At 37.2% G+C, this 22,986-nt stretch carries 28 protein-coding genes and 1 pseudogene; 20 read left to right on the plus strand and 9 right to left on the minus strand.

Going from position 1 to position 22,986, the window contains the following annotated elements:
• Window positions 1–35: 35 nt before the first annotated feature.
• Both thiC and UP17_RS27295 read left to right on the plus strand, forming a co-directional pair.
• Window positions 36–1,817: a phosphomethylpyrimidine synthase ThiC gene (gene thiC / locus UP17_RS04100; protein ID WP_061461773.1), complete on the plus strand. Its 1,782-nt coding sequence runs from the start codon at window positions 36–38 to the stop codon at window positions 1,815–1,817.
• Window positions 1,818–1,839: 22 nt separating this feature from the next.
• Window positions 1,840–2,010, plus strand: coding sequence for a hypothetical protein (locus tag UP17_RS27295; protein WP_155727214.1), 171 nt, complete (start codon window positions 1,840–1,842; stop codon window positions 2,008–2,010).
• Window positions 2,011–2,102: 92 nt separating this feature from the next.
• Here the strand turns inward: UP17_RS27295 and UP17_RS04105 are convergent, their stop codons facing one another.
• Both UP17_RS04105 and UP17_RS28185 read right to left on the minus strand, forming a co-directional pair.
• Window positions 2,103–2,612, minus strand: a complete 510-nt coding sequence (locus UP17_RS04105; RefSeq protein WP_061461774.1) for a DUF3231 family protein — start codon at window positions 2,610–2,612, stop codon at window positions 2,103–2,105.
• 92 nt (window positions 2,613–2,704) lie between these two features.
• Window positions 2,705–2,848, minus strand: a complete 144-nt coding sequence (locus UP17_RS28185; RefSeq protein ID WP_167555965.1) for a hypothetical protein — start codon at window positions 2,846–2,848, stop codon at window positions 2,705–2,707.
• Window positions 2,849–3,014: 166 nt separating this feature from the next.
• Here UP17_RS28185 and UP17_RS04110 point away from each other — a divergent pair, with 166 nt between their 5' ends.
• The gene (locus tag UP17_RS04110; RefSeq protein WP_061461775.1) at window positions 3,015–3,647 is read left to right on the plus strand and encodes a spore coat protein; all 633 of its coding nucleotides are present in this window, start codon (window positions 3,015–3,017) and stop codon (window positions 3,645–3,647) included.
• A 56-nt stretch (window positions 3,648–3,703) separates the two neighbouring features.
• On the opposite strand, the gene UP17_RS04115 is transcribed toward UP17_RS04110, so the two are convergent.
• From UP17_RS04115 to UP17_RS04125, 3 genes are all read right to left on the minus strand, one after another.
• The gene (locus UP17_RS04115) at window positions 3,704–4,069 is read right to left on the minus strand and encodes a carboxymuconolactone decarboxylase family protein (protein WP_061461776.1); all 366 of its coding nucleotides are present in this window, start codon (window positions 4,067–4,069) and stop codon (window positions 3,704–3,706) included.
• A 113-nt stretch (window positions 4,070–4,182) separates the two neighbouring features.
• Window positions 4,183–4,968 carry a cytochrome c oxidase assembly protein gene (locus UP17_RS04120; protein WP_061461777.1) on the minus strand — a complete coding sequence of 262 codons (786 nt, stop codon included), beginning with the start codon at window positions 4,966–4,968 and terminating at the stop codon, window positions 4,183–4,185.
• On the minus strand, window positions 4,958–5,476 hold the full coding sequence (locus tag UP17_RS04125; RefSeq protein ID WP_061461778.1) for a DUF2243 domain-containing protein: 519 nt from the start codon (window positions 5,474–5,476) through the stop codon (window positions 4,958–4,960). The genes UP17_RS04120 and UP17_RS04125 overlap by 11 nt, the downstream gene beginning before the upstream one ends.
• Before the next feature lie 209 nt (window positions 5,477–5,685).
• On the opposite strand from UP17_RS04125, the pseudogene UP17_RS04130 reads away from it, so the two are divergent.
• From UP17_RS04130 to UP17_RS04160, 9 genes and pseudogenes are all read left to right on the plus strand, one after another.
• Window positions 5,686–6,470 (plus strand): annotated as a pseudogene (locus UP17_RS04130) (manganese catalase family protein).
• A gap of 328 nt (window positions 6,471–6,798) precedes the next feature.
• On the plus strand, window positions 6,799–6,945 hold the full coding sequence (locus tag UP17_RS29435) for a hypothetical protein (RefSeq protein WP_349817588.1): 147 nt from the start codon (window positions 6,799–6,801) through the stop codon (window positions 6,943–6,945).
• Window positions 6,946–7,107: 162 nt separating this feature from the next.
• On the plus strand, window positions 7,108–7,362 hold the full coding sequence (locus tag UP17_RS29440; protein WP_349817589.1) for a zinc-binding dehydrogenase: 255 nt from the start codon (window positions 7,108–7,110) through the stop codon (window positions 7,360–7,362).
• Complete coding sequence (locus UP17_RS29445) at window positions 7,359–7,616, plus strand: MDR/zinc-dependent alcohol dehydrogenase-like family protein (protein ID WP_349817590.1); 258 nt, start codon at window positions 7,359–7,361, stop codon at window positions 7,614–7,616. The genes UP17_RS29440 and UP17_RS29445 overlap by 4 nt, the downstream gene beginning before the upstream one ends.
• 171 nt (window positions 7,617–7,787) lie before the next feature.
• Complete coding sequence (locus tag UP17_RS04140; RefSeq protein ID WP_061461779.1) at window positions 7,788–8,555, plus strand: arylamine N-acetyltransferase family protein; 768 nt, start codon at window positions 7,788–7,790, stop codon at window positions 8,553–8,555.
• 75 nt (window positions 8,556–8,630) lie between these two features.
• Window positions 8,631–8,948, plus strand: a complete 318-nt coding sequence (locus UP17_RS04145; protein WP_089363514.1) for a hypothetical protein — start codon at window positions 8,631–8,633, stop codon at window positions 8,946–8,948.
• A gap of 60 nt (window positions 8,949–9,008) precedes the next feature.
• Window positions 9,009–9,626: a hypothetical protein gene (locus UP17_RS04150; RefSeq protein WP_061461781.1), complete on the plus strand. Its 618-nt coding sequence runs from the start codon at window positions 9,009–9,011 to the stop codon at window positions 9,624–9,626.
• Window positions 9,627–9,943: 317 nt separating this feature from the next.
• Window positions 9,944–10,513 (plus strand): YdhK family protein, encoded by a 570-nt coding sequence (locus UP17_RS04155; RefSeq protein WP_061465965.1) that lies wholly within the window; start codon window positions 9,944–9,946, stop codon window positions 10,511–10,513.
• A gap of 172 nt (window positions 10,514–10,685) precedes the next feature.
• On the plus strand, window positions 10,686–11,168 hold the full coding sequence (locus tag UP17_RS04160; RefSeq protein WP_061461782.1) for a GNAT family N-acetyltransferase: 483 nt from the start codon (window positions 10,686–10,688) through the stop codon (window positions 11,166–11,168).
• 147 nt (window positions 11,169–11,315) lie between these two features.
• Here UP17_RS04160 and UP17_RS04165 read toward each other — a convergent pair whose 3' ends face one another.
• A complete protein-coding gene (locus UP17_RS04165; protein ID WP_061461783.1) occupies window positions 11,316–12,170 on the minus strand; it encodes a DUF4915 domain-containing protein in 855 nt (284 codons plus the stop codon).
• 633 nt (window positions 12,171–12,803) lie between these two features.
• Here UP17_RS04165 and UP17_RS04170 point away from each other — a divergent pair.
• From UP17_RS04170 to UP17_RS28590, 4 genes are all read left to right on the plus strand, one after another.
• On the plus strand, window positions 12,804–13,988 hold the full coding sequence (locus UP17_RS04170) for a glycosyltransferase family 4 protein (RefSeq protein ID WP_061461784.1): 1,185 nt from the start codon (window positions 12,804–12,806) through the stop codon (window positions 13,986–13,988).
• Window positions 13,989–14,008: 20 nt separating this feature from the next.
• Window positions 14,009–14,332: a hypothetical protein gene (locus UP17_RS04175; protein ID WP_061461785.1), complete on the plus strand. Its 324-nt coding sequence runs from the start codon at window positions 14,009–14,011 to the stop codon at window positions 14,330–14,332.
• A 38-nt stretch (window positions 14,333–14,370) separates the two neighbouring features.
• A complete protein-coding gene (locus UP17_RS04180; protein WP_061461786.1) occupies window positions 14,371–16,164 on the plus strand; it encodes a glycosyltransferase family protein in 1,794 nt (597 codons plus the stop codon).
• A gap of 292 nt (window positions 16,165–16,456) precedes the next feature.
• On the plus strand, window positions 16,457–16,678 hold the full coding sequence (locus tag UP17_RS28590) for a hypothetical protein (RefSeq protein WP_061461787.1): 222 nt from the start codon (window positions 16,457–16,459) through the stop codon (window positions 16,676–16,678).
• A 35-nt stretch (window positions 16,679–16,713) separates the two neighbouring features.
• Here UP17_RS28590 and arfA read toward each other — a convergent pair whose 3' ends face one another.
• Window positions 16,714–16,851 (minus strand): alternative ribosome rescue factor ArfA, encoded by a 138-nt coding sequence (gene arfA, locus UP17_RS27300; RefSeq protein WP_155727218.1) that lies wholly within the window; start codon window positions 16,849–16,851, stop codon window positions 16,714–16,716.
• 459 nt (window positions 16,852–17,310) lie between these two features.
• Between arfA and UP17_RS04190 the strand changes: the two genes are divergently transcribed.
• The 3 genes from UP17_RS04190 to UP17_RS04200 all read left to right on the plus strand — a co-directional run bounded on the left by UP17_RS04190 (window position 17,311) and on the right by UP17_RS04200 (window position 19,391).
• On the plus strand, window positions 17,311–17,778 hold the full coding sequence (locus UP17_RS04190; RefSeq protein ID WP_061461788.1) for a hypothetical protein: 468 nt from the start codon (window positions 17,311–17,313) through the stop codon (window positions 17,776–17,778).
• A gap of 40 nt (window positions 17,779–17,818) precedes the next feature.
• Window positions 17,819–18,307, plus strand: coding sequence for a hypothetical protein (locus UP17_RS04195; RefSeq protein ID WP_061461789.1), 489 nt, complete (start codon window positions 17,819–17,821; stop codon window positions 18,305–18,307).
• An 82-nt stretch (window positions 18,308–18,389) separates the two neighbouring features.
• Window positions 18,390–19,391 (plus strand): hypothetical protein, encoded by a 1,002-nt coding sequence (locus tag UP17_RS04200; RefSeq protein WP_061461790.1) that lies wholly within the window; start codon window positions 18,390–18,392, stop codon window positions 19,389–19,391.
• Window positions 19,392–19,521: 130 nt separating this feature from the next.
• On the opposite strand, the gene UP17_RS27305 is transcribed toward UP17_RS04200, so the two are convergent.
• Window positions 19,522–19,692 carry a hypothetical protein gene (locus UP17_RS27305; RefSeq protein WP_155727220.1) on the minus strand — a complete coding sequence of 57 codons (171 nt, stop codon included), beginning with the start codon at window positions 19,690–19,692 and terminating at the stop codon, window positions 19,522–19,524.
• Between the two features lie 127 nt (window positions 19,693–19,819).
• Here UP17_RS27305 and UP17_RS04205 point away from each other — a divergent pair, with 127 nt between their 5' ends.
• Window positions 19,820–20,305, plus strand: coding sequence for a PaaI family thioesterase (locus UP17_RS04205; protein WP_061461791.1), 486 nt, complete (start codon window positions 19,820–19,822; stop codon window positions 20,303–20,305).
• 428 nt (window positions 20,306–20,733) lie between these two features.
• Here the strand turns inward: UP17_RS04205 and UP17_RS04210 are convergent, their stop codons facing one another.
• Window positions 20,734–22,800, minus strand: a complete 2,067-nt coding sequence (locus UP17_RS04210) for a Na+/H+ antiporter (protein ID WP_061461792.1) — start codon at window positions 22,798–22,800, stop codon at window positions 20,734–20,736.
• Window positions 22,801–22,986 lie beyond the last annotated feature (186 nt).

The raw sequence follows: 22,986 nt of genomic DNA on the forward strand, positions 1-22,986 counted from the left end.
CTTTTTAAATGAACTTAAAAAGGAGAAATGAAATCATGATGAGTAATTCAGTAAATGACATGAACGTTTCAATTATGTCCAGTTTTGCCGGGAGTAAAAAAGTGTATGTTGAGGGATCTAGACCTGATATTAAAGTACCTATGCGTGAAATTAAGCTAAGTCCCACTACAGGTGCATTCGGCGAAGAGGAGAATCCGCCTTTGCGGGTTTATGACACAAGCGGTTCATATACGGATTCAGAATATCCCATTGATATTCATAAAGGCCTTGCCCCGATTAGACGCAATTGGGTCCTGGAACGTGAAGACGTTGAAGAGTATGAAGGACGTGAAATAAAACCCGAAGATAATGGGTATAAAAAAGTGGAGTCACAATCCAAAGCTGAAATTTTTCCGGGATTGAAAAGAAAGCCATTGCGTGCAATGAAAGGTAAAAACGCAACCCAGCTTCATTATGCACGTAAAGGTATCATCACCCCCGAAATGGAGTTCATTTCAATCAGGGAAAATGTTGCCCCTGAGTTTGTAAGAGAAGAGGTAGCTAGCGGCAGGGCGATCATTCCGGCAAATATTAATCATCCTGAAAGTGAGCCAATGATCATCGGACGTAATTTTCATGTGAAAATAAATGCGAATATAGGAAACTCAGCTGTTAGTTCATCGATTGAAGATGAAGTGGAGAAAATGACTTGGGCTACACGTTGGGGAGCCGACAACATAATGGATTTATCCACCGGAAAGAATATTCACACGACCCGGGAATGGATTATCAGGAATTCACCAGTGCCAGTTGGGACGGTTCCGATATATCAAGCATTGGAAAAAGTGAATGGAGTCGCGGAAGATTTAAATTGGGAAGTTTTTCGGGATACATTAATCGAGCAGGCCGAGCAAGGTGTCGATTACTTCACCATACACGCTGGTGTGCTTTTGCGGTACATCCCTTTAACAGCAAAGCGAGTTACGGGAATTGTTTCACGAGGGGGGTCCATCATGGCACAATGGTGCTTGGCCCACCACCAAGAAAGCTTCCTCTATACTCACTTTGAAGAGATTTGTGAAATCATGAAGGCATATGATGTTTCATTTTCATTAGGTGACGGCCTCCGTCCTGGATCCATTGCAGATGCAAACGATGAGGCGCAATTTGCTGAATTGGAAACACTGGGGGAACTGACGAAGATTGCTTGGAAGCACGATGTTCAAGTCATGGTGGAAGGACCCGGTCACGTACCGATGCATTTGATTAAAGAAAATATGGATAAGCAGCTGGAAGTCTGTCAAGAAGCTCCATTCTATACCTTAGGACCTTTAACAACGGATATAGCTCCTGGATACGATCATATTACTTCTGCGATTGGTGCGGCAATGATTGGATGGTTTGGAACTGCCATGCTATGTTATGTGACACCGAAAGAGCATTTGGGACTTCCGAATAAAGAGGATGTTCGAGTAGGGGTCATTACTTATAAAATTGCAGCCCACGCAGCTGACCTTGCAAAGGGCCATAAGGATGCACAAAAACGGGATGATGCCCTTTCGAAGGCTAGATTCGAATTTCGTTGGAGAGATCAGTTCAATCTTTCTCTCGACCCTGAAAGGGCGGTTGAATATCACGACGAAACTCTTCCGGCTGAAGGTGCCAAAACAGCCCATTTCTGTTCAATGTGCGGACCTAAATTCTGCAGTATGAGAATCTCCCAGGACATCCGTGATTTGGCAAAAGAAAAGGGACTGGGTTTTGAGTCGGTAATCGATGAAGGGCTTAAAGAAAAAGCGAATGAATTTAGGAAAACGGACGGAGAAATCTATCAATGATTCGGACGAGAGGGAGAATTCGATGAATCGGGTAATCCAGATAAAAGTTGAAATGAAACAGTTGGAAACTCAATTGGAACAGCTAAAAAGAGAGCTGAACATTTATCGGGAGAATTGTAATCATGAATTTGTAAAAAATGATTATAGTCAACAATGTACAAAGTGCTACTTAATCGAAAGTCTGCAATGGTAGTGATTCCTTAATCGTCCTTTCGTTATCGGAATTAATCCCTTAATCATGTGGGGCATTCAATCATAAAGTCAACATGATTAAGGGATATTTCATTACAAACTTGTTTTATTAATATGAAGAGGGGGAGGGACCAGCCATCCTTTTTCCTTATTTAATCTTAGGAAATCAGCACCCAATGCTGCTTTTTTTGCATGGAATTGTGCGAACATCACTGCGATATCTTCGCGGATGCATTGACCCATGATCTGGCTGCAAGCAACTAATCCTGCATTAATATCGATTGATACTGAAGCAGAGATTTCAGGATCTTGAAGACGTGCCCCAACGGGAATATCCTCTAAATTAGCTTTAGGCCTTTCAGGTGGTGATGGAGGCAGTCCTACGTTATTTTCTTTTAATAATAATTCAATTTGGTCATTTTCCTGTTTCCCTTGATTTATCACTTCTACAAGTAATTTATGCAGGTCCTTGTCACCAGTGTGATTGAGCATTGTTTGATGACATGCAATTAACCCTTTTGTTGTTGTTAGAAATGCCCATGTACCAAATACCTCTCCGTAATGCATAGGCTCTTCTTTTGGGTTTCCGCTTAAAATTCCCATAACCATCCTCCTTGAACTATTTTACGCATTTAAGTTACCTTGTACTAATCCATGAATCTATGAGTTAATGTTTGGAAATGTTAGAGGGTAATTTAGCCTTTTATTCCTTGTAGCCATTCTTGATAACATTCATCACAGAGCATTTCATTTCTATCCGTGTCAGTAACTTGAAATGTTACGACATGGATTTTTTTTTCTTCCGTGTCATCAGTACAATAGAAGCATTTATGAGTCATTTGAAAGCCTCCCATACATATAAAGTGTTTATAGTTTAGAACATCAGGCTTTTTTTATACAGACAACATGATGTAGGGCGGAAGAGTTTATTGAATAATCCTGTTGGTTTTTAACATACTAAGCTTGTTCACATCATTGATGAAACGAAACGAGGAGGGAAATAAAATGCAAAATCAAAATCAACAAGGTCAAGTACACCAGAACATGCAAACGGGTGCTATTCCCCCACAAATGAATCACGGTGGTCACGAAGTATTCGATGTACATGAAGTGTTGTCGGGAGCGATTGGAACTTTAAACACTTACATGCTTTTGCGTCAGCATGCTCAGGATCAGGAATTGATGGACATTCTGGATCGTCAATATCAGTTCATCCAAGATGAATATAATATTTCACTGGAGTGCTTCCAAACGGGCCAAGATCCTTCTAAACCAACCCAGAGCTACAAAATGAATCAAGGTAATGATTTTATATATGGATTGACACCAACCCAGCCAAAGAAACCTTTGCAATCCGTGTCGGAAATTACAGATGAGTGCATTGCAGGCTTGATGCTTGGAGCTGTTAAGTCTGCAGCATCCATGAAAGCGATGGCAGCGCTTGAAATAACGAATCCGGTGGTTCGCCGTGTGTTTGCAGATTCCGTTCCGAACTGCATTGAAATGGCATATGAGATTTCGTTATATCAAAACAAACATCATTACTACCAAGTTCCACAGCTTGCACAGCAGGATATGCAACAAATGATGAATTCGTATGCCCCCGCACAAGGGAATAACAACAACATGAAACATTAAAGGCATTTATTAATAACAAAAAGAAGGGTAGGACAAATTGTCCTACCCCTTCTTTATCATTGTTTCATCTGATTTATTTCCTGAATGCATTCCTGGACGAGGGTTACAGCCTGACTCATGGTGGCTCCTCCGCCAAATGCTGCGGTCACACCAATGGCTTCAAGAATTTCTTGTTCGGAACAGCCTTGATCAAGACATCCTTTAGTATGATAGATAATACAATATTCATCTTGCGAATATAAGCTTATTCCTAATGCGATAAGCTGTTTTTCTTTCTTGGATAATTGTCCTTCTTTAAAGCACTCTTCCGTAAACGAATTGAATTTCTCAGCTAGATCAGGCATTTTATGCGTAAAGGCACCGATTCCAGCTTTATAATCACGAAGAGCATTTTCAGTAGAATTGTTAGCTTCAAATTCCATTTTCCATTCAGCTCCATCCTAAATTTTTTTCATCAAAAATTAGTATGGGCTAAACAATGAACGATTAAACAGAAACACAGGAGTTTACAGAAGTAATCATAGAACCGTCCTTCCTACAAGGCAAGTGATTCCTTAGGCCGGGTGGCTTTGAACCATTGATAGCATAGGATGCAGATAATTGTAACGTCGATGGCATCACCGGCATAATACATTAACATTCCTCCATTTTCCGCTTGTTCCTTGGTGACTCCGCTTGGAGGATGGGCAAAAATATATTTAGAAAGGATATCATGGCCGGCCAGTGAAATTGTAAATACGATAGCTCGAAACATGAAGCTGAACCTGTGGGGCGCAGGGTCCATATAAATCATAGACGCAGTGAATAGATAACCCGCTATGAACACGTGAAAATGCACTAATGCACGTAGAAGCGCACTCTGATGCATCAACCCATATAACCCAGACGTATAAAGTATCCAGAGTCCCCCAATATTTAGCGCGGAAGCAATGGTTGGATTACTTAAAATGCGCAGCGGCCAACTTTTCAACAACTTTGAAAGGCGTCTTGCTGATTGTACATCAAGTGTTCGCAGTGCAAGAGTAATGGGAGCAGCAAGCACGAGTAGGATGGGTGCAATCATTCCAAGCAGTAAATGACCAACCATATGCGCAGTGAAGTCCATATGCGCGCGATTGGCTATGGGGCCAATGATTGCAGAAGCTGCACAGATGATGCCAAGAATCCATGAGAACGTACGGTATAAGGGCCATTTTTGATAGCGGCGGCTCGAAATTACGACAGCTGCAATATAGATCACTATAACAAGCGCGGGTAGAATCAATAAAATCGATTCAAAGAGAGCTCCATTATCATTTTGAATATGACCATTACTGTGCATAGCGGCCTTCTGCTTTCATTTTAAGTAAGCTGCGCCGTGTTCGAATGATAAGGGAAATGCCGATCAAAATCATGCCAGTGGCTGCAATGTTCCAAATCAAGTCGTATGGGAGAATATCGACATTGTAACGGATCTGATGAAGACGCATGAGCTTGTGCTGGATGGTACCGTCATATAACTGAAAAGAACCTGCCCCTAGCAATACTCCCCCTGTCCACCTTTTCAGCCATAATCCCTTTCGGCGGCGAAGGTCAGCGAACATGAACAAAGACCCGACAGTCGCGAACCAGCTTAGAGCATGAAATAAACCATCCGAGACAAGCCCAATATTGGATGTGGACTTGTCATAGAAGTGATGCCAATGCAATAGCTGATGAAAGATGGCCTCATCGATGAATGCAACCAGTCCGATCCCGAATAGAAAACCTGACCATAGATTACGAGCGGAATAAGTATAGCGGATTTCTGAAAGAGATTGATCTTTTTGATTTCTGGGCTTGAAATCCATTTTCCTTCCTCCTTTTAGTTTTCTTAGATACAGTATTTTTTCCTTTATTTGGTTCTTTGTACTTTACCCAGTATTGTAAGGTTATAGACAGGGGAAATGGACCTTTAATAACACTTATTTATTGAGACGGCAATGAATTTAGATATTCCTTAGCTTTCAGTTATCTTTTTTAATTGCAATTTGAAGTTAAGGTAGACCGACCAGATCCGATGCTGGCCCGTCAAATCCAGGAAGTTTTAGGTGGACAGTTTGGGGAAATGACTGTCATGATGCAATATCTTTTTCAGGGCTTTAACTGTCGGGGAGAAGAAAAATATAAAGATATGCTGATGGATATTGGTACAGAGGAAATTGGACATGTAGAAATGCTTTGTACGCTCATTAGTCAATTGCTTGATGGCGCTTCTCCGGAAGATCAGGCAGAAGCCGCAAAAGACCCTGCTATAGCAGCGATCATGGGTGGAATCAATCCCCAGCATTTGCTCGTAACCGGTCTAGGCGGACTGCCAACCAACTCGAATGGGGTTCCCTGGAACGGATCTTATATTGTAGCGAGCGGAAATTTATTAGCGGACATGCGGCCGAATCTGCATGCTGAAAGTCAAGGACGCCTTCAAGTGGCCCGTTTATATCATATGACAAAAGATGAAGGTGTCCGTGCTACGTTCCGTAAAATGTTAGCCCGTGACCGTTACCACCAATATCAATGGATGGCGGCCATTGCAGAACTTGAAGAGAAAAACGGCGTAGTCGTTCCTGCGTCATTCCCTCCTGAAGCGGAAATGGAATCTCAACCGGAAGCGTACGAATTCTGGAACTTGTCAGAAGGTAATGAATCAGGAGACGGCCTGTGGGCAACAGGAAGTGCCCCAGATGGAACAGGAGATCTTGTTTATGTAGCAGAACCAGTTGCAAAAGGGCAGATTCCTAACCAAAAGGTCCGGCTGCAGAATTGCATCATGACCTTGATAGAAATCAATCGCTTAATAGATAAAGAGATAAAAACTCATCAAAAAAAGGTTGATGGACCTAAAGGGACATCGGCTTTTTTTATTCTACCAGGGTTACGGATTCATCGATGGACATATTTCATTATCTGTATATAGTTGCTCAAAACTTTAATAGTTGCTTGTGAAATTTTTTGGAGTAGAGTAGCATAGTTTCCAACTTCAAGACAATCCATATCAAAGGCGGTCTCTATTTATATAATAAGGAGTGGGATAGATGAAAGCTGTAGTAGTTAAAGAACCGGGTGGTGCAGAACAATTACTATTCAAAAATTTTTCTAAGCCCATGCCGGAAAAGGGGGAATTTTAATTAAGGTGAAAACCTCTGCAATAAATAGAACGGATATTGTTTCACGAGAAGGAAAATCCGGTTATATGGCCAATCCTATATTAGGGATTAAAGTTTCCGGGAATGTGGGGGAAACAGGGGAAGGAGCAAATATAGAATTGGGTTATGCTTAATATGCTGTGATGCAGCTGATAGAGCGATGAAGATCCCGGATAGCCTGTCATTTGAGGAAGCGGCAGCGATCCCTGAAGTATTCTTGGCTGCGTACCAAACCTTATTTTAGTTAGGTGAATTGACGTATCAAGAAATAGTATTGATCCATTCTGACGGAAGCGGTGTGGGCACTAACAGCTATCCAACTGGCAAAAAAACTGACAAAAGCGAAAATCAAAACTACAGCAGGTTCAAGTGACAAATTGGATTTCTGTCACTCTCTAGGAGCGGATATCCGTATCAACTATAAGAAACAATCTTTCGATGAGGAAGTGCTGAAAGCTACAAATGATCAAGGAGTGGATGTCATTCTGAATTTCATCGGTGCTTCTTACTGGGAGAAAAACCTTAAAAGCGTAAGGAGTGATGGAAGATGATACTGATAGGCATTATAGGTGGAACTGTAGTCGAGAAGGTGAATTTGATGGAACTTCTCTTAAAACGAGTTCAATTAAAAGGGAATCTATTAACTCCCCGGAGTGGTGAATATAAAAAAGAGTTAACGGAAGAATTCGCTTCAAAGGCCATGCCGTTGTTCTTCCAAAATGAAATCAGGGCAATCGTAGGTCATGTCTTCCCTTTTGGAGAAATAAAAAGGGTCCAAGAACATATGGAAGCCAATAGAACTTAGGTAAAATCATCACAGGTGAATGAATGAAGAATGAGAGCTGCTTGGTGAGTGAATGGAGGAGGTTGCCAAAGAAAACAACATTATGGGGCGAATGAAATAAGGCCAAAGTATAATGAATATATACAGAGTCAGGATACTTTTCTTCGGTGTCGGACTTAAGGGGGAATCGTAATGAATGAACTGAATGCATTATTCAGGAAAAGAATTGGGCTTCAGGACGATGAGAAGCTGACATTTGATGAATTAGATGAAATTCTTGATAAGACAGCGAAAACCATTCCTTTTGAAAACTTATCAATCATGGCATCCCATTTGAGTGATATCAATAAAGAGAATATCATGAAGAAAGTCCTCGTAAGGAATGAGGGTGGATTATGCTATGAATTGAATACAGCCCTTTATTTTTTCCTGTTGGAAAATGACTTTGATGTATTCTTGGTTCGGGGTGTCATCTATAAACAAGGGTGGATGACCATAGGAAGGACACATGTCACCATTCTTTTGAAACATGAGGGCCAAATATATTTAATCGATACGGGATTTGGTGGGAACCTGCCTTTAAAACCAGTTCCGTTGAACGGAGAAACCGTCATTTCCCAAAATGGTGAATTCAGGATAAAAAAAGAAAATACCGACCATGGGAATCATATCCTTGAATTAAAGCTGAAACATAAAGATCCCGATTGGAAAATCGGGTATGCATTCGATTCTTCAAAACCCGTAGAAAATGTAGTGGAACTTAATGAGATCCAAACGATCATCAGTGAAAATCCCCAATCGCCATTTAATAAGCATCCATTAATCACCCGTCTTACAAACGGTGGGAACATCACTTTAACTGATACATCCTTTACACAGTGGGACGATGGGAAAGTGACGAAAGAAGAAATAGATGGAACACGATTTAAAGAATTAATGAAACAACACTTCGATAGATAAGAGAAACTGTTTGAATAGGCGTGCTTGACAGTCTTTTTATGATTAGTATTTTCACTTTCACGGGACTTCATTGATGTGAAAGACAATCTAATTTTGCTGAAAGCAGGACAAGTGTCAGTCCTTGTTGAATTAGTAGTTGAAAAGAGGCTGATGAAAATGAGTAATGCAAAATATAAATTTTATTATGTGAACGGTGAGACAGAAGAGTTAGAGACGAATGAACAATATTCTGATGAAGCGAATAGTATCCTGAAATTGCAATTAATCCAAAATGCGACGTGGCTGCAAGCCGGTGGCAAACATATCAACTTGGCTAATGTAATTAGTATTGAATATACAGGAGAAAAAGGTAATCGTAAATCGGAGTCGATCAAGTTCAGACCTAATAAGTAAAAACATCCATTATGGATGTTTTTCCTATTTTAGATTCGAATTCAGAGGGGTGAAAAGGATATGGATAGGAAGAATCGGTTGGTTTTTACTAGATCAAATGCTGGTACTAAACGAAAATTCGATGAAGCGATCACCATTTTGGAATATAGCGTAATGTTAGTTGAATTCTTTGAATTAGAAGAATTCAACAATATAATTGCCGGTCAGTTAATGCTGATTCTATGTGAGACGAAAAATACTCGTATAAAACGGGAAAAGGTCACCATTGACCATTCCTTAATAAAGAAAATCAATCCTTACCCGAAATTGTATCCCATAAAAGATTCCATTCAAATAAGCAATGCTGATATTCCCGAAGACCTCTTCGATTACTCTAAACAGAGGATTGAGCTAAAGCTTTGGAGAAATCAAATTATCTATAAAACCATTATCGAAGGGAAAATCCATGAAATAAAAATCATTGATTTTATAAAGGAAACAGCTAATAAGATTGGTGGGGCGCAAGCTGAATCAAGTCTCCCTAATAATTCCATTATCTCGGATGGGCATACCAAAATCTTATTAAGGAGTATAGCGAAAGGGTTATTCAAATCCATCGGCAGGGATTATAAAGAGCAAACTTCTATGAACCTCTCACATATCATACAAAAAATTGAGGAATCAAAAGAGGGCTCATGATTAACCCCACTGATGATGGAATTGTCCGGAGTCAGCCATTTAAGTTGTGTGTTTGCGGATAAATAAACCCTAAGCAATTTAGCTTAATAAAATGAAAGGCGATTTTTTCTATTTGCGATAGAAAAGTTCGTCTTTTTTTCTTTCCTTTAATTTACCATCTCATATATAGGATCAACGCTATTAGATCACATTTATATAAGGGGAAGACTAATCATAAATTATGTTGGCTCCATTTCTTTGATCTCGAGTGTTCTCCACAATTTCTGCATATTTAATTGTTAAGGTGGGTTTAACTCGAAAAGGAGGTTTTATCCATGATGAAAAAAAGAACAAAAATGCCAATCATTTTATCATTATTAATAGCTCTACTTTTAGCCCTCGGTGCTTGTTCCAACAGCGGTGATCAAAACAAAGAAAATAAAGTAGAAAAGCAACATGGTGAAATGGACATGAACCATTCTGGCTCAGGAGATGTTCCTAAAGGATTAAAAGCTGCAGAAAATCCAACCTATGAGGTTGGAAGTCAAGCAATTATCGAATCAGGTCATATGGAAAGCATGAAGGGGGCAAAAGCAACAATAGTGGGTGCCTATGATACGACTGCTTATGCAATTTCGTATACGCCTACAACTGGCGGAGAAAAAGTGGAAAATCATAAATGGATCATTCACGAAGAGATCAAAGATGCAGGTGAAAAAGCGTATGAACCCGGAGCGGAGGTTACAGTAAATGCCTCTCATATGAAAGGGATGAATGGGGCAGTCGCTGAAATTGAATCTGCTGAAAAAACGACTGTTTACATGGTTGATTTCACTCCGACTACAGGAGGAGAAAAAGTGAAGAATCATAAATGGGTAACGGAAAGTGAATTATCAGCGTCTGAATGATCTAGCATCATATTTGCACTTGCTTTCAATTCAGAAGAAGAAAAAAGGAATGGCAAACAAATCCATTCCTTTTTTTGAATATGTGTTCTTGAAAAGTATTGTTTGACAGGAATTGTGAATTTAGTATCTGTTAATATAGAATTATAAGTTCTTAAAAAATGGTGGTGTAGGTATGGTTACTGGATTAAATATTAGACCTTTTATGGAAAATGATTATACAGCACTGATCAACTATTCTTTACCTATAGAACAAGCAATCTATACTTCTTTACCTTTGAAAGTTATCGAAGACTTCAGGAAGGATAAATATAACCTCCCCATGGTCATATATTTAAATGAGGATTTGATTGGTTGTTTTGCCTTATATACGGATAAAGCGGGAAATCAGTTTACAAGTAATGAGAATGCCATTCTTCTAAAATCATTCTCCTTGGATTCACGCCATCAGAAAAAGGGGCTAGCTTTTAAGGCTTTAAAAGTTTTACCTGAAATGATCAAACTAAGTCATCCAGATAAAGATGAGATTATTCTAACGGTGCATCATTCGAATATTCCAGCGATAAATTTATATAGAAAAGCTGGATTTGTTGACAAAGGATACAGATTTACCGGGGAAGATGGGGAGGAATTTATTTTCCATTTTGCTCTGGATTAAGGGAGCTTTAGGTAACTTCCGGTAGGTATCATTAACCTATTGTCATGAAATAGGTTTGTTATGCTTCACATAAGTTCACCAAGCAATGTAAAGCCTCTCCCCCAACGAAGTGACATCAATAGCCGTCGGAAAAATCCATATGGTTCATCAAATAACCAAAATTCCATAAATTTCTTCAGACGGTATATGGATAAAAGATGAAAGTTTCGTAGAGATATCATGAACATAAATCCCGCAATCTAGCAATATGTTCGTATGTTTTTTTAATAAAACCGGTATTTGTCTACTCTCACTTTGGCCAATAAACATCGTTTGATTTCTGACTGCCAAACCGCGAGTATATCCAAGGCATTTAAAAATATCTTCCACATTTCTTTTTACTAGGAAATCACCTGAAACACAATAATACATTTTATCATCATAATGAAGTACACTGTGAGGTTGAAGTAATTTATCATAACAAATCTTAACCACTTTTCTTTCCTGTAAAGAATATTCTAGAATCACACCTTTGGGGATTGTTTTATTAGGGAAATAACTTGTGAAAGAGAGCAAATCTTTCCTTGGAGGATTTGAGAACATTGATACATATAACTTATCATTTACGATATACAAATCGTTGACGTGGCAAACATCGTCATTTTCAGATGAAAATCTAATTTCATCAATTCTCTCCAAATTGTTTTCCAAATTATAAACACCAATTGAGTTAGTTTTGGTTTCAATAATATAAGCTTTATCATTGTCTATTGCTATACCATGTAAATCTAATTCTGTACAAAAAGCTTTATTCTTAATAACCTTTAAGTTTTCATCCAAAATAAAGATTCCATGAGAATTTGAAAGTACGACAAAAGAGCTGCCGTATTTTGTAATACCTGTGCATCCAATATTTAAAATCTTTTTTATTTCATATTCTTGGTGTTTAAATTGGACTAAATAAAGAGCACCTTTATGATTGCAACATGAAATTAATAATTTACAATCATCTATGGGTATCATGTAATGTCGCACTTCCTTTTTTTGATAATTCCTTATCTTATAAAGTATGATTTTTTTTAAAAATGGTATAGACAAGCTATAGAGGATAATAGTGGATTTTTTTATAGCACCATATATATAAATGTAGTTTGGAAAACATAATAGTGTGGTGTAAACCATTATTCTTTTTATATAAGTTTATAAATTTGTATTCGTTTTGAAATAGGCTTTATGCTCTACACTCCCAAGTTATTTAGCATATTTAAAAAAATATTTGCAAAGTATCAGGGGCCAATGTTCTCCAATGTCATTAATCTTAAGTAATTTCCTCATTGATAGCTTCAGAATACTGCCTACTGTAATCACAAAAAATACAATAGTTTATATGTATAAGGGACGATTCTGGTAAATGAATCGTCTTCTTAATTTTTGCTGGTTTACAATGTTTCCTTTACAAAAACATATAAAAGTTCATGAAAACTTTACTTTTATTTACAGATTTCTTATATTGATGTCAATATTCAGTAATACATGCTTGGTATAATCGATTAACGGTTTTAAAAAGAGATTGGAAAAGGGTCTTCTAAAAATCTTTCATTTACAGATGAGTAAGCAGGCTGATTGAAGATGACTGACTAGTAGGAGTGAACAATAATGGAGCAATCTATAAATCTAAATGAGCTTACATTTAGTGAAAGAGATAGATATATAATCATTACGAATGCTTATCCACATGAAGAGCAGTTATATCGGAATGGGTTCATCCATCGAAGAGTCAAGGCTTATCTGGATGAGGGTTTGAAGGTTGATGTCTTTGTTTTGCATCCTGCCTATAAAAAAGCAGAAAAGTATACGTATGAAGATGTGCCAGTTTATCGAGGAACTGAACAGCATCTGCGCATTTTCTTAAATCATAAAGTACATAAAAAAGCACTCATTCATTTTGTTAATCCAAAAATGGTACAAGCGATAAAAGAAACAAGCTCGGAATTACCGATTATCACATGGATACATGGATTTGAAACCGAGGCATGGCATAGAAGATGGTTTAATTTTCTTGAAAGCCCTGAAAGCTTACGGAAGATACTTGAAATGTCGGACGACTATTATGTAGAACAGCTTACTTTTATGAATTGGTTTTATCAAACGAATGAATTGGATACTACCTTTGTTCATATTTCCAAATGGTTCAAAGAACATATAGCGGAATGTGACGCGAGAGCGGACTCGAAAAATTCTGTAATCATTCCCAATGTAATAGATGACAATCTGTTCGCCTTTGTAGAAAAACCAGTTGAAATGCGGACAAAAGTCCTTTCAATCAGGCCATACGCTTCACGAAAATATGCAAATGATTTATCGGTGAAAGCAGTGCTGGAACTATCAAAGAGACCATGCTTCGATAAGTTGGAATTTGCTTTTTATGGTGATGGAAAATTGTTCGACCAAACCGTTGAGCCAATCCGGAATTTTGAAAATGTAACTATCCATAAAGGCTTCATATCTCAAGAGCGAATCGCTGCATTACATAAGGAGTATGGAATTTTCCTTTGCCCAACCCGTTTGGACTCTCAAGGTGTTTCAATGTGCGAGGCCATGTCCAGTGGGCTAGTGCCGATTTCAACAGATCTCACGGCAATTCCGGAATTCGTTAAACACGACGTTTCTGGCCTTCTTACAAAACCTGAGTCCCCTATCGATATTGCGGATGCAATAGAGCGTTTATATTACAACTCGGACGTATTTTTAAGAGTGTCAAAACAAGCATCGCAGTCGATTCGCGATAAATGCGCCGTAGATGTTGTTATTAAAAGAGAATTGGAGCTTATCCAAGGTTAATGGAGGGGAGTTTTTTCAATATGGACGAACGAAACGAATATTGGAAAACTATGTATGAAGAACTTGAATTGCAAATGAAAGACATGATGTCGATGACATTGGACCTCATAGAGAGCAATAACACGGAAAAACAAAACATTATTGAGAACGTTACAAAAGAAAATAATATGTTGCGAGCAGAATTAGAAAAAAGTAAGGTAGCCCAAAAAGAAAATATTAAACTTAACAAAGAGATACGGAGACTTAAGTTATTAGAACACAAATTCAACGTTACATATGCAGGGAAATTCACGTTAAAATATCTTGCACTTAAATCATCTATTAAAGAACAAATAAAAAAATAAAATTTTCATATCAAATTTCAGTCATTGGAGTGAAAACTTTGAATTCATATGAACTAGTGGAAAAAGGAAAATTGAAGGTACTTCTATTTGGCTTTATTGACATGAATTCAATGGATGGATCTGCAATATTTTTATCTTCCTTAGCATCGACCATTGCGTTAGACTCTAACATCGAGGTTGATTTACTATTAGCAAGCCCGGTCAAACGCGATATCTTGATTCAACCTCTTGAGAAATTTGATAATATAACCATTCTAAATCCTTTTGTTGATCCTTTTTTTACTGCCACCGATGCTGAATGGGTAAAAAAAGGGGTCATTGATTTTGATATAGCTGAAATGCTCATTTCTCATTATTGGAGTCAAAAGGAATATGATTGGCTATTTGTTAGAAGTATTGAGACTGTTGAAAAAATAGTAAAGCATAAGCATATCATAAAGAATACATTAGTTTATGCTACAGGCTTGACTCATATAGGTCAGGATGTTAATGAAGAAAAATTTGAGAGCATTAAAAATATATATGATCAATGTGCGTATTTCTTATGTCAAACAGAGGAAATGTGCGAATTTGTAATTGAGACTCTTAATTTGAATAAAGACAAAAACAAAGTTTCCCTGCTTACCCCGATGATACCAAATGTTGAATCAGCAGGAGGGGAGACCCGTTTAAAACACAAACTTGTGTATACAGGCAAGTTCGACCCTGATTGGAAGACCATTCCTATCATTACTGCCTTTAAAGAATTAAAACGCGAGATTCCGAATCTTTCACTTGATATCGCAGGGGATAAATTCAAATGGGTTAAAGATGATTCACAGTTTAAGGAAGAAGCGGAATACCTGCTTAAAAATACAGAAGGGCTTACATGGTATGGGGCATTGACAAGGGAGAATGCCCAACAGTTAATAGTGAACGGTGATATTGGGATAACCTGGAGAAGTGAGGAAATGGACAGCAGTCTGGAACTGTCTACAAAGCTATTGGAGTATGGAATATTAAGAAAGGCTGTAATAATGAATCCAACAAAAATGCATATAAAGCTTTTTGGCGAAGATTACCCGTTATATGCTGTTACAGAGAAGGATTTCCGTAGCGCAGTCAAATTAGCTTTATGCAATAAGGATATATATGAGTTTGCGGCAAAACGAATGTATCAAGTTAGCAGGCAGTTTTTGTTTTCGGAAGCATTAAAAAAATTGCAAGGGCTATTATGGAGTAGACGTATAACTGATTATGTGAATCAAAGCGGAAATGTGTATTTTTATATTGATGAAGATGACTTTGATGAACTGAATAAGCATATACCATCAAATCAGATAAAAAAATTGCCGGCAGATTTTAATGTTGAGGAAGTTTTTACCTGTATAGTGAAAAACATACCTGAAGAAGTAAAACGGGGCGAAAAACTTTTTAAACTATCAGGGTATGGTCAAATCGTTTCAGCAGAAAAAGCAGGGTGTTTTACTTTCCTCCAAATCCATAAAAGTGTTGGAAGCTTTGAACAAGATTTTCAAAGTAACTTGCCATATCTAAAAACTATAGGATATGAAACCAATGGCACTCCTAAATTAAAACCAAAAGACATGGAAATTCCAATAAAAGACCGGATCATTGTTGAAAATAAAAACAATGATTTGAAAGTGAAAAATAAAGAATTTGTTAAACAAGTAAAGCAATTAAAAAAACTGAACGAAGCTCAACTTAAAAAAATTACCAAGTTAGAAAAACAAAACCTGGCACTTGGACGTAAATACGATTCACTTTCGAACTCGAAAATGGGTAAAATGACATTTAAGTATTGGGATTTAAGAAAAAGGCTTAACTTTTAAAAAGGGAAGCCTGCAACTGACTTAGTAGAAAAATGCTTCGTCATCCTTGTTGTTGATACGTCCAGAAAGCAATGCGTCCACGAGATTACTATTAATAATCAACCCTTTTCCATGCTAGTATTCTCTTTCCCTAAGAGAGAGAGAGAGCAAAGAGCTGCAAATCAAAGTAAGCAGCCGTAGTGGTACCGTAATGGGTTCCAGGATCTCATTGTTGAGTACCGACAGTATTCACAAGATACTGCTGAATTTGTAACGAAGTTTTCTTTAGAAGGAACAGTTCGAAGGTTTGCCAGTGTGGGTTCTCCAAAAAGTTACAACACCAGTAGGTTGCCCACCATTTAATGATTACACAGCAAAACACGAATTGTATTTTGATGAAGGGCTTTCTGAGAAGTTTAATTTTTCAACAGATATCTTCCAACCGCTGCAAGCTGTATATGTAAAAAGAATACTAAAAACAGCAGGGGATCAAGTATCTATCTTAAGAGAAATTGAGTTACCTTACTTGCCATGAAGAAATAATCGAATAAGAAAAAAATAAGAGCATCCTTAGTAGGATTGCTCTTTTTTCCGGTTATAAGAACCTTTGCCTTTTTTGTTTTTAATAACACGAGTGGAGGGGGCAAACACCCAACGCATCCGGCTATTTGTCATTTCACCAATTGTCTTCTTTTTTGATTTGTTCATAAGGTGCCTACTTTCATAAATTGATAGAAATGAAAAAGACAGCCGGGGGTGACTGCCTTCTTCGTGTGAGGGAGGAAAATAAAATGTCGAACTAAGGTAAAGGTAGTTTAATCAAGTTGGATTCACGGGAGGTGTGAAGGTAAAACTTGTGAGGTAACTTACATTCTTAATAAAACCTTTTGTGTGAAAAAGTGCAAACTTGTATTGTAAAAAATATTTACTATGTAGCGTACCGCCAACATTTCGCTAAGTATATGTTTTACGTGATTAGCTGGTAAGACCCAAAACTAGTCCGACATTTTGTAAAACTGGTTTTTTCTCTATGTCTGTCGAAAGGGGTTATTTTTTGTCGGAAAATTCACACCTACCATATATAGGAAAAAAATAGACTTATGTATTATACTCTATTTATGGGATATTAAGGAAATATTCCGAATAATTTATAGGAGGTGAAAAAATATGAAATTTAAAGCAGCTTCTCTAGTCATCGCTGGCTCCCTAATTCTTCCTAGCTTTGCACTCGCTGAAAGTGAAGATGTATCTACTATTTATGATACTACTCTTAAAGCAACTAAAACCTTTGAGGCTGTTCCACTTGATGATAGTATATCTGTAAATGCAACTAAACCATATTATGTAGCTAAATCTTCTTTATACCGCCTAGGTGGTAGTTACTCTACTTCTAGATCTTACACAAGCAGCGCTAAAACTAAGAGTAAAGCAATTGATCTAATTTATGCAAAAACAAAACATTATGTGAAAGGCGCATTACAAGGTAGTGCCTCAGATACCGAAAAAAATTCATCTAGGGCAGGAGCAGAAGTAAATTATGGAAAACAATACCCTGGAGATTGGGAAGTATTTGGAAGCCATAAATTTCAGCATAAAGGCTACAAAACTTGGCAACCTGAAACATATGATACTTAAAGCCCTCCTAAATTTAAAATAATAATTAAAGGAGACTAGCATGAAAAAAGTAATGTTATGTACAGCATTTTCCTTATTAATTGTTCCTATGAGTGCATTTGCATCATCAGATGAGAGTAAAGTGTATGAAGTAGATAATACTATATACGATTTAAAGAGGGCTCCTGAAAAGTCATTTAGTCCACCGAGGATAGATGGTGAAAGTGATAATCAAGTTCAAGCTTCTGCGCCATACTGGTCTGCCTCTTCTAGTTATACTTTTTCTCTCGGTGCTGTTTCAAAGTCGGATTCATATACTAGCAGTACTAAAAAAACAAGAAAACAAATTGATTATATTTACGCTAAGACTAAGGCTTACGTAAATGGAGTTTTTAAAGGAAGTTCCTCAGATACCCAAAAAAAATCATCTAGGGCAGGAGCATCTTTCTTCGCTAAAAAGAATTTTACTGCTAAAGGTGAAGCTGTAGGTTCACACGAATTCAGACATTCAGGTTATAAAACTTGGATTGTGGAAACTGAAGGTACTTAATTTAAGTAGGTAAATCTCAAATACAAATGGAGAAAAAATATTTAAATTTTTCTCCATTTGTATTATTAGAAAGGACTTCATTATGATAAAGTTATCAAAAAATTTAAAATGGATATTTATTCTCAGTTTATTGCTAACTGGATGTAGTTCAAATGTTGAACAAAGTTCAGAAGTGAAAAAAGAAATGGTTTTGGAAAATACAAATTTCTCGAATACTATATCAGGTACAAGTGATAGAGATAACCTACCAAATACTGAAGCTGGTGGAATAAGTCTAGGATTATATAATGCCGGCGGTAATATTGAAACGGTTAGTCACTTTGAGATAGATGAGAATGAAAAGATTAATAAATATTTATCTATTGGTAATTTAATTAATAAAGATAGAATATACAAATTAATATTATTTGTTGATTATGAGCAAACAAATTTCAGCATTGATGGTAGGGATAAAAATTCGGATTTTACCTTTAAAATGAAAGCCGGAGAAACTATTGAAATCCCATTTGAAATTGATACACTTGAAAAAGGATTACATGACATTATTTTCGTGATAGCTAAGTATCCAGACAACGTTAGCTTAGATGAAGATTTTAGAAAACAAACGGATTTAAATAATTTATTATTTATGAGGTTTAGTACAAGCGTTGGTAACGACGACACTGTCTATAAAGATTTAAACTTTAATAAATACGGAAAGATTAAGACAGAGGATATTCTGGATGGGATTTTCGTTTCTAATGAAAAAAACGATTATAAAAGATGGCTAACTGAAGATATTTCTAAGTCAAAAAAGGAATTAACGTATTACACTCATATAGGAAATGTAAGTGGGGAAGAAAAAACGTATGCTCTTTTAAATTTGTTTGATTGGGAGCAAACTAAAATAATTGATAATAAAAATGTGACCTTTCACAAACTAAAAAATAACCAGGTGGCTACTCTTAAAACAAATTTAGAAATCAACAATAAAAAGGGAGTATATGATATGGTCCCTATCTTAGTACATAACCCTTTTCAAAAATTAGATATGTACAACCAGGGTGTAGAAACATCAATTCGAACAGGAATCAATATTGAATAGTCGATCTTTGGTACTAACTACAGTATATTAATTTCATCAAAAGAATTAAAAGACAAGACAATACATTTATGTCATTAATCAGGTCCCTAAGAAGGGGGCTTTTTTAGAAATCAACTCTTTCAACATAATACTAATTTAGTTGAAAGAGTGATGCAGATAAATAAAAACCAGAGAAATACCTGGCTTGATGGACAATATGGATACGGCCAGCATCAAAAATCTCAATACTTTGATAGCTACCTAGGTAATTTGATGCATCACTCATTTCGCCTTTTTCTATTAATTCTTTCTGACCATTCATATACACATCACGGTCTAAAATTAAATTATAGAAATAAACAATTTCAGCTTCGCCAATAACTTGTTAGGGAATATTGACCAATTATTCTTTGGTGGTGTTATAATATTCTGAAAAAGGGGGAGGTAAAATGGAGGAGAAAGTGTTAAAAGCGATTCAAGATGATTACCCAGATGCATTTGCATGGTGTTATGGATGTGGTCGGTTAAATAAAGATGGTCATCATTTTCGAACGGGTTGGCAAGGAGAACAAACAAGGACAATTTATAAACCACGTCCAGAGCATATCGCAATTCCAGGCTTTGTTTATGGTGGCTTGATTGCATCTTTAATTGATTGTCATGGAACAGGTTCAGCTGCATTGGCAATGCATCGTAAAAATGGGCAAGAAGTTGGAGATGGAGTGGGGCCTCCTAGGTTTGTGACAGCTTCACTGAAAGTGGAGTTCGTAAAGCCAACTCCCAATGATGTACCATTAATAGCCATTGGGACAATTCATGAGATTCATCCTAAGAAATGGAGAATCGAAACAGAGGTATTTGCGATCGATAAACTTTGCGCCCGAGGCGAGGTTGTCGCCGTGGTGATGCCAAGTACTTTTATAAGCAAAGAGTGATCGAACTCTTGGAAAAGGTCATTAAATAAGCTAATTAATATGAACGCATTCAAAAGGGAATTAAGATTTTGCAAAGGGACCGTCCAACTGGTTGGACGGTTATTTAGTGTATCTGAGTATCCATTTCAAGCATATCCATAACCATGAATGGAATCAGAAGTGCAGGAACAGATGGAGCGCTTTAAGGATAAGAAAAGACCGTATTTTGTTGGCAGGAAAGAAGAAAGCAGCATGTCTTCCAGGTAATCAGTTTGTGCGATTTTCCTACTTAGTGATTTTCAACTTGGATGAGTTAAGCTTCCGGGGCATCTTTCAACGGAATTGATAAAAGAAAATTGAGAGGACACAATGGATTGTTCAATTAGATTAAATGTTTATTTACTAAAGAGACACCGCTCCCTGTTGTATCGGTGTCTCTTTATATTTTATCAATTTTGGATCATTAGCATTTCATCATAGATTAAGTTTTGTCTAAGCTCCGTTGCTGTTTGTGTGGATATTTGCTCCTCTTCAACCATTTGCTGAATGATATCACGTTCGATTTGCATCGCATTCAACTGAAAATGACACACCATCTCTTCGAAGCGATGTGCTTCTTTTTCACTTAATGTTCCGAACGGATTCAAATAACGATTATATCTTTGAATGACAAGCATTACTTCATGACGGTTTTCTGGTGTAGTTTTTTGTTTGATCAATGAAATAGCTTCCTTTGAAGCTTCTTTTTGTGCTTTACGGAACTCCCGGATCAGGTCAGCATTTTTAACGATGGAGTCCTCTAATTTCGCTTTCCATTTCTTATCCCATTTGACATTGAGCTTTTTCTTGAAAAGGATTGCCTGCAAATTAATCCAAGCTCTTTGCAGCGATGATTTTTGCATATAATTTAACGTTCTTGAAATATACACTTTATAAAGCTCAAAGGCTGTTTCAGATATAATCCCTTTTTCGACTAACCCAGAAACGACTTCCAATTCCTCATTGGCCCCTAGCTCCACTAATTCCAGTATGGTCCGATTATCCGGTCTATTTGTTATTCCCCGCTCCAAATCTATCAGTTGATCATTTAAATCTTCCATCACTTGATGGACAGCTTTCTGATTATCGATGGTTGCTTCTTTGCTCAGCTGATTGATCGTTTTATTTAAAACAATTTTATAAGCCTCCTCAGGGGTTAGGCGTTCATCTTTGAATTCAATCGGTGTCTTCACCAGTAATGGCAAGAGAACCGTAGCCAATATGACGCTTAACAATATAACGCAAGCTGCGATAAACAAGACAGTATTACGCATCGGGAATAAAGTGTCATCCGGCATAAAATATGGTATGGATAAAGCTGTAGCTAATGTAATGGTTCCATGAATGCCGCTAACGGATGTCAAGAAGGCAAATCGTGATCTTGAAACATTCTCCTCATCGGTGTCATGGCTATCTTCTGGATGAACCCTTGACATGATGAATTGCTCTAATGGATTCACTCTGTTTTTCGTAAAAGTATCATGCAGAATGTATACCCAAATAAAACGGATCACCAATAATAAAAGAACAATCAAAACACTTATCCCAAAAAGATTACCCCTATTTAAGCCGGACTCAATTTCCTGATAAACAATCGGCAACATGAATCCTAACAAGGCAAATACAAGTCCATTCAAAACATAACCTAATACAGACCATGTATTAGTTGATACAATTTGCAATTTAGTTGTGGAACTCTGAAGGCGGTCCCGCTCGATGCCATGAATTACACCTGCAGCAACCACTGCCAAGATGCCGGATACATGGAATTCTTCAGCTACCATATATATGGCAAAAGGCGTAATCAGTTCAATAACAATGGACATGGAGACTTCTTCAAGTCCATGAACCCGTAAAAATAATCGTAATTTAACGATTAAATAACCTAATAGGATACCTATAAAGATACCGCCTAAAGCTACGAATATAAAATTAAGCGAAGCATCTTTTATAGAAAATACTCCAGTTAAGGCAGCTGCCAAGGCAACTTTAAAAGCAACGATTCCAGCAGCATCATTGAAAAGTGATTCACCTTCAAGGATGGGCATCATATTTCCGGGCAATTTCAATCCTTTTGTAATCGATTGTACCGCTACGGCATCCGTAGGGGTAATCGTGGCTGCTAAAGCAAAAGCAACAGCCATGGGCATATCGGGTATTAACCAGTGGATGAAAAAACCTCCTGCAAAAACGGTCACGAATACTAACCCAAAGGCCAATAACAGAATAGGCTTACGCAATTCAAGCATTTCTTTACGGGACGTATTTTTTCCTTCTGTAAAGAGCAGCGGAGCAATGACACAGATCATGAATAATTCTGAATGAAAATCCAACGATAATTGAAATGGCAATAATGAAAGCACTGCTCCCATGACTATCTGATATATTGGAAGCGGAATACGAGGCCATATGGCATTCAAGATGGTTGCAATTATTGTGGCAACCAATAATCCGAGCAAAGCGATTAAGAATGACATAGAATCCCCCTATCTTCTAATGTTTTACTCTGAGTGTCCATGAAACTACTATAAAAAGATAAAAATGCAGAGGTATTTTAAAGCGAATATCCATCCTTTAAAAAGTATCTTCTTTATGGTCTTGCATATCTTGGTCAAAATCCATACTTAAACAGAGACAGTATTTTTCACTAATGTGTAGCCACG

This window comes from Peribacillus simplex, from assembly GCF_001578185.1.
GTDB lineage: Bacteria > Bacillota > Bacilli > Bacillales > DSM-1321 > Peribacillus > Peribacillus simplex_A.